The 7,344-nt window shown below is 56.4% G+C and carries 5 protein-coding genes and 2 pseudogenes; 4 read left to right on the plus strand and 3 right to left on the minus strand.

The genetic code is table 11. The features are described 5' to 3' along the window. A pseudogene (locus B2W52_RS22130) lies at positions 1 to 777 on the plus strand (IS1380-like element ISMaq4 family transposase); the annotation flags it as partial. A gap of 72 nt (positions 778 to 849) precedes the next feature. Here the strand turns inward: B2W52_RS22130 and B2W52_RS22135 are convergent. The 3 genes and pseudogenes from B2W52_RS22135 to cadR all read right to left on the minus strand — a co-directional run bounded on the left by B2W52_RS22135 (position 850) and on the right by cadR (position 5,020). Then, positions 850 to 1,488, minus strand: a complete 639-nt coding sequence (locus B2W52_RS22135) for a TolC family protein (RefSeq protein ID WP_008175810.1) — start codon at positions 1,486 to 1,488, stop codon at positions 850 to 852. Next, positions 1,485 to 4,382, minus strand: a pseudogene (locus tag B2W52_RS22140) (efflux RND transporter permease subunit); the annotation flags it as partial. The pseudogene B2W52_RS22140 and the gene B2W52_RS22135, both read right to left, overlap by 4 nt. A 203-nt stretch (positions 4,383 to 4,585) precedes the next feature. Beyond that, entirely contained in the window at positions 4,586 to 5,020 is a 435-nt protein-coding gene (cadR, locus tag B2W52_RS22145) for a Cd(II)/Pb(II)-responsive transcriptional regulator (protein ID WP_008175821.1), read from the minus strand. Between the two features lie 98 nt (positions 5,021 to 5,118). Here cadR and B2W52_RS22150 point away from each other — a divergent pair, with 98 nt between their 5' ends. The 3 genes from B2W52_RS22150 to B2W52_RS22160 form a co-directional block, all read left to right on the plus strand. Then, entirely contained in the window at positions 5,119 to 6,015 is an 897-nt protein-coding gene (locus tag B2W52_RS22150; RefSeq protein ID WP_286804098.1) for a cation efflux transmembrane domain-containing protein, read from the plus strand. A 4-nt stretch (positions 6,016 to 6,019) separates the two neighbouring features. Next, positions 6,020 to 6,559, plus strand: a complete 540-nt coding sequence (gene lspA / locus B2W52_RS22155) for a signal peptidase II (protein ID WP_008175825.1) — start codon at positions 6,020 to 6,022, stop codon at positions 6,557 to 6,559. 70 nt (positions 6,560 to 6,629) lie between these two features. After that, positions 6,630 to 7,344 (plus strand): cation diffusion facilitator family transporter (locus B2W52_RS22160; RefSeq protein ID WP_286804099.1); only part of this gene is annotated, 715 nt, incomplete at its 3' end.

Genomic DNA, 7,344 nt, shown 5'->3' on the forward strand with positions numbered 1-7,344 from the left:
TGTACGTGTTCTGCGGTCGCCATCTGCTAGTGAGCTACCTGCGCACCAGCAACCGAAGCGACAGCCGCCACAGCTGGGCCATTCTGGCCCTGCTGGTTGAAGTTCATCCGGCAGTACTGGCCGGATACCCGCATCGTGTTCCGGGGTGACAGCGGCTTTTACCGTCCCCGATTGCTGAGCTGGTGCGACCGGAACAACGTGGACTATCTGGTCGGCATCAGCAAGAACAGCCGGCTGCTCAAGGAGGTAGACGTACCCTCGATGCTGGTTCGCAAGGCTCACAACGAACTGGGTGAAAAAGTCTCCGCCACCTACCGGTTCCAGTACCAGGCCCGAACCTGGAAACACCCCCGCTGGGTGATCGCGCGTCTGGAGGAAGGCGAACTGGGTGCCAACCCCAGGTTCATTATCAGTTCCCGTTACGACGACGGCGTTAAACTCTACTACGAGCAATACTGTGCCCGGGGTGACATGGAAAACCGGATCAAGGATCAGCAGTTGTGTCTGTTCGCAGATCGCACCTCCAGCACGCGGTGGTGGACCAATCAGTGGCGGTTGCTCCTGTCGGGCTTTGCCTACACGCTGTTCGAGCGATTACGGGCCCACTTGAAGAAGACGCCCTTCGAGAGAATGAGCGCCAGTAACCTGCGGCTGAAGCTGATCAAGGTGGGCGCGGTCATCATTCGCAACACTCGGCGCATACGGGTGTTGATGAGCGATGCCTATCCTTACAAAGACGAACTCTCTGACCTGGTGCGTCAACTGGTTCCGGGATAGAAGCCCGGGCTCCCCCGGCCCGACTCAATGGGGGAAAGGGGGCCGTGTGTCCGGACAACAGGAATTGATCGATTATTGATCAGTCACGGCCGCCAATGAGCGGTAATGGCGGTAACCCGCACAGTCTGCGAGACTTGCTGGGGACCTATGAGAAATCCGGGCTAGAGTATCCAACTCCGTTTTGACCCTGAGCATTTCACTTTGCGAGCCGATGCCATAGTCAAGCCTCTGTTCCGTTACGGTGGCCAGTTGCTCGACCAAAGCGCGTGTCTCATGATGGAGATTGATCGCTTCATTGGTATACCACCAATATGCATACGCCTCCTTAACGCGAGCTGTCAGCTGCCTTATTAGCCACTGAGTCTCCTGCTGGGCGGCAAGCATTCCGGCCTCCGCTGCCTTGCGAGACGCCGACAGATGATCCGGCCAGGGCAGCTGCTGGCTTACCTCAAAGCGATGCCCAACTGTATTAGGTCCCTCTAGAGTTTCAGGCGCAATGCCATACTTGATGACCGGGTCGGCCCAAGTATCTGAGCCCTCCACTTTGGCTTCTGACATTTCGGCGACAGATCTTTGCGCGCCCAGAGTCGCGTTATTGGTCAGAGCCTCTTGAACCCAATCGTCAACGACCTCAATAGGTTCGGCGTTTATCGGCAAGGCCATTGTGATCAGCAGGATCAGAACGGTTTGGATGCCAATGGGTCTAATCATCGGAATGTTCCTTTTTTGGCGATTTTTTTCAGCCGTGCGCGCTGCCAGAGATAGAAAATCACCGGAATCAGCAGCAGGGTCAGGATCAACGTGGTGACCATGCCACCGATCATCGGGCCGGCGATGCGTTGCATGACTTCTGAGCCGGTGCCACTGCCCAGCATGATGGGCACCAGGCCAGCTACAATGGCCGCGAAGGTCATCATGATCGGACGCACCCGTTGCGCAGCACCGTCACTGATCGCCTTGCGCAGGGCATCTGCCGACAGCTGGCCTGATTGATGATCCACGGTTTCCAAAGCGTTATGCAGAGACTGGTTCAGGTACACCAGCATCAGGACTCCGATCTCCACCGCCACCCCGGCCAGGGCAATAAAACCGACGGCCACGGCCACGGAGAGGTTGTAACCCAGCAGATACATCAGCCAGATGCCACCGATCATGCCGAATGGCAGGGTGCCGAGAATAATGCCCACCTCGGTCAGGTTGCGGAAGTTCAGGTACAGCAGAATGATGATGATGGCCAGGGTCAGCGGCACCACCAGCGTCAGGCGTTCCTTGGCCCGCTGCATATACTCATATTGGCCAGACCAAGTCAGGGAGTAGCCAGCAGGTAGATCCACCTGTTCTTGCACCACGGACTGCGCCTCCCTTACCCAACTGCCCAGATCCCGGCCCTCGATATCCACCAGAGTCCAGCCATTGATACGGGCGTTTTCCGACTTGATCATGGGCGGCCCCTGGTCGATCCGGATATCCGCCACATCGGCCAACGCGATACGCTGGCCATTGGGTGTCACCATCGGCAGCAGGCGCATCTGCTCCACCGAATCCCGGTAACCCTGGGGATAGCGCAGATTGATGGGATAGCGCTCCAGACCCTCCACCGTGTTGGCCACGTTCATGCCGCCAATCGCGGTACGTACGACCGATTGAATGTCTGCGATATTCAGCCCGAAACGAGCGGCAGCCTCGCGCTGTATATCCACCTTGATGTAGCGTCCGCCGGCCACCCGCTCGGAAAACGCAGAGGCTGTGCCGGGTATGTCAGTCAACACCCGCTCGAGCTCTTCCCCTATACCCTGGATCACCGCCAGGTCAGGACCGGCCACCTTGATGCCGACTGGGGTCTTGATGCCCGTGGAGAGCATGTCGATGCGGGTTTTGATCGGCATGACCCAGGCGTTAGTAAGGCCCGGAAGTCTGACGGTCCTGTCCAGTTCCCGGCGCAGAGATTCCGGCGTCATGCCGGGTCGCCACTGGTCCCGTGGTTTGAACTGGATAAAGGTCTCAATCATGGTCAGCGGGGCAGGATCGGTGGCCGTATCGGCGCGGCCAATTTTTCCGAACACGGTCTCCACTTCCGGAATACTGGCAATCAGCTTGTCGGTCTGTTGCAGAATCTGTCGGGCCTTGCCAATGGAGATACCAGGATAGGTGGTGGGCATGTACATCAGATCCCCCTCGTCCAGAGGCGGCATGAATTCACTGCCCAGCTTGTTGGCCGGCCAGAAGCCGATGATCAGCACCACCAGGCCTCCGGCAAGCATCAATGCCGGCCGTCGCAAAGCCCAGCCGATAATCGGTCGGTACAGGGCGATCAGCAGTCGGTTGATGGGATTGCGATGTTCTGGCAATACCTTGCCACGGATGAAATAGCCCATCAGCACTGGAACGAGAGTGATGGCCAGCCCGGCTGCCGCCGCCATGGCGTAGGTTTTGGTGAACGCCAGGGGGGCGAAGAGCTTGCCCTCCTGAGCCTCCAGGGTGAAGACCGGCAGAAAGCTCACGGTGATGATCATCAGTGAGAAAAACAGCGCGGGCCCCACCTCACCCGCGGCCCGCGACATCACGGCCCATCGGTTTTCCGGTGTCAGCGGGGTTCGCTCCATGTGTTTATGGACGTTCTCCACCATCACGATGGCCCCGTCCACCATGGCGCCGATGGCAATGGCAATACCCCCGAGGGACATGATATTGGCGTTGATGCCCTGGGCGTGCATCACCACGAACGCCGCAAGGATACCTACGGGCAGACTGACGATGACCACCAGCGACGACCGTAGATGGAACAGGAATACTGCGCAAATAAGGACGACCACCAGGAACTCTTTCAATAACTTGCCATACAGGTTGTCCACGGCGTTATTAATGAGTGTGGAGCGATCTTAGGTAGGAACCACTTCTACACCATCGGGGAGGCTGGTTTTGATGTCCTCCAAGCGTTGCTTGACCCCTTCGATGGTTTTCAAGGCGTTCTCACCGAAACGCATCACCACAATGCCTCCGGCCACTTCCCCTTCCCCATTCAGTTCGGCGATACCGCGACGGACCTGTGGGCCAAGCTGCACATCGGCCACGTCTTTCAGTAACAGGGGCTTGCCGTTGTCGTTGACCCCCAGGGGGACCTGTCGCAGATCGTCTTCGTTCTGCAGGTAGCCGGTGACCCGTACCATGTATTCCGCCTCGGCCATCTCCACCACCGAGGCGCCGGTTTCCTGGTTGGCGCTGTTGATGGCGGAATGGATGCGCTGCAGGGTAATGTCGTGGGCCCGCAGTCTGTCCGGGTTCACCACGACCTGATACTGTTTCACCATGCCGCCAACGCTGGCGACCTCGGATACACCGGGCACGGTTTGCAGTTCAAACTTCAGGAACCAGTCCTGAATAGCCCGCAGTTCCGACAGGTCATGCTGACCGGTGCGGTCCACCAGGGCGTAGGAGTATACCCAGCCAACGCCGGTTGCATCCGGCCCCAGCTCTGGTTTGGCGGCATCGGGCAATTGCCCGGCCACCTGGCTCAGGTACTCCAGTACCCGGGAGCGGGCCCAGTACAGATCGGTGTTGTCATCGAAAATGACATAGACAAAGGAATCACCAAAAAAGGGGTATCCGGATTTTTTGGTTGATTGGCTCATATCATGATGACGGAACCAACCATCAGCTCAGCGGATTACCTGGTTGATGACGACTCTTCTTCACGGCCCCTGCAAGTTTGCAGCAACGCCCAGGTTCGCATGCCGAGATACGCAGTGAGGCTTCGCGATCAACACACCATGCATTCACAATGTCACTGCAAGGTCCGGCATGTCTCTGCTCAGTCCTTACGGCCTGAGCTAGCCCTATACAGCTGTTGTTTGCTCTCCTCGCTGATCCCCGTCAGGATGCCGCAGGCATTGATCTCCCGACCCTCGTTGCAACTCGCCCTCAGTGAAACGAGTTGTTGCTCAAGCGCTTGCAGAGCAGTTATCTGCGACCGCACATGAGAGATGTGGTCATCGAGCATGGCGTTGACGGCGGTACAAGGCTGGCGAGGGTCGTCCTGATAGCTCTGTAGCTCGCGAATCTCTGTCAGTGACAGGTCCAGAATTCGGCAGCGGCGGATAAAGGCAAGCCACTCGCCATGCTTCTCGGTATAGACACGGTAACCATTCTCCTGCCGTTCTGGCGGCGGCAACAGGCCCTGCTGCTCATAGAAGCGGATCGTCTGCGTGTCGATACCCGCTATCTGGGCTAACTGACCAATGCGCATCAGGCTTACTCCTCAACGGATCATCTGTCCCATTGACCTTATAGTAGCTATATAGTTTTTAATACTAGCAATCTATGTTGGTTAACTGGAGCCGTATCGTGAGTAAAGCCTGTGGTGGCCCATGTAGCTGCGATGCAACGCCTGCAGCGGATACCGATATGCCGGTCTCCTCCGAAGCGTCAGGGGAATGGGTCAGCGTGTATGCTGTGCCGAAGATGGATTGTCCCTCAGAAGAACGGATGATCCGCTTGGCGCTGAACGGCTTTGATGAGATTCGAACGCTGTCCTTCGACTTGTCGAACCGCCGATTGGAGGTCGTGCATGACGGCGAGGCTGAGCCCATTACCGCGAAACTGGCGACCTTGGGGCTAGGCGCCTCTCTTCAGGAAACCGTCATTGCCGACCCAGAGACGATCAAGGCCGCTGAGAGCTCGGCGGTCTCTGCTACGCAGGAGTCAGGCACTCTGCGCGTGTTGCTCGGTATCAATGCGATCATGTTCGTGGTGGAAATGACTGCTGGCCTGATCTCCCAGTCTACCGGCCTGATCGCTGATTCCCTGGATATGTTTGCCGATGCAGCCGTCTATGGCCTGGCTCTCTATGCCGTAGGGCGCAGTGCGAAAATGCAGGTACGTGCCGCGCATCTGGCAGGGGTACTGCAACTGATTTTGGCTATCGGCGTACTCGTCGAGGTGGTGCGACGCTTTGTTTTCGGTAGTGAGCCTGAATCGCTGATGATGATGGCGATCGCCTTCGTCGCGTTGATCGCCAATACCGGTTGCCTGCTGTTGATATCCAAGCACCGCGAAGGCGGCGCGCATATGAAGGCAAGCTGGATATTTTCGGCCAACGACGTGGTCATCAATCTGGGGGTTATCCTTGCAGGGCTTCTTGTTGCCTGGACCGGCTCCAACTACCCGGATCTGGTTATTGGCGGTATTGTGGGAGGCATTGTACTCATTGGTGCCAAGCGAATTCTTGCGCTAAAAGGATAATTCGATGTCTGAAGACCGTTCTCGCTTTTTTACGCTCACCTTTCTCGGCTTTTCGGCACTTATAGCACTGGCCGACCAGCTTATTAAATGGCTCGTCCAGCAATCCATGGCTTACGGGCAATCGGTTGAGATCACTCCTTTCTTTAATTGGGTGCACGTATGGAATAAAGGCGCTGCCTTCAGTCTCTTTGCCGATGGCGATGGCTGGCAGCGATATTTTTTTATTGCGATAGCCATTGTCGTCTCGGCTGTTCTGGTCAAATTGATTCGGGACAGCCATAAGCGAACCGAAGCCCTAGCCTATTCGATGGTACTTGGCGGTGCATTCGGAAATGTCATCGACCGAGTTTTTCGAGGCTATGTTGTCGATTACCTGGATTTTCATTGGCAATCCTGGCACTGGCCGGCATTCAATATTGCCGACGCCTTCATAGTCCTGGGCGTGATCATGATTTTTGTCACGGGCTTCAGGGCCGAAAAAGTGTGGGAAACAACATGGAAAATCGCCAGAATGGCTAGTTTGCGCGATGTCGCCAACGCATAACCCTCTTAGTCAGGCTTAGCGAGTATTGCGACTACATTTAGTTGAACAGTAACCGAACAAGGAGAAAATAATGGGCCACGAGCATGCTCACATGTCGCCGGATACCAAGGACAAGCGAGTTGCAGTAGCCATCTGGGCGAATGGCGTCCTGACTGTCGCCCAGATCGCGGGCGGGATCTTCGCTGGCAGCCTGGCGCTGATCGCCGACGCTATACATAACTTTTCAGACATGGCATCGCTGGTTATCGCTTTTGCCGCCCGGAAAATTGCACGCCGCCCGGCCGACTCAAAGATGACCTTTGGCTATGGGAGAATTGAGATCGTTGCGGCACTCATAAACTACACCACCTTGATCATGATAGGCCTTTACCTGATCTACGAAGGTACCATGCGATTCATTGAGCCGACGGAAATCAAGGGATGGTGGGTAATCTGGCTTGGCATTGTCGCACTGGTAGTGGACGCGCTGACCGCGCTGCTGACCTACTCGATGCAGAAGGGCAGCGTTAATATTCGTGCGTTGTTTTTACACAACTTGTCTGATGCGTTTGCCTCAATAGCAGTCGTTATAGGCGGTGCCCTGATTCTGCTCTACGACATGCGCTGGGTTGATCCAGCGATCACAATTGGTATCGCCAGCTACATTCTCTACCTGGGCCTGACGGAAATCGGCGGAACCATCCGAACACTCATGCTGGGCAGTCCTGTGGATATCGACACAGATTCGGTCATTGAGGCTGTATCAAACGTAGAGGGCGTTATCGACCTTCACCACGTACATTTCT

This window comes from Marinobacter sp. UBA2498, from assembly GCF_002341575.1.
GTDB lineage: Bacteria > Pseudomonadota > Gammaproteobacteria > Pseudomonadales > Oleiphilaceae > Marinobacter > Marinobacter manganoxydans.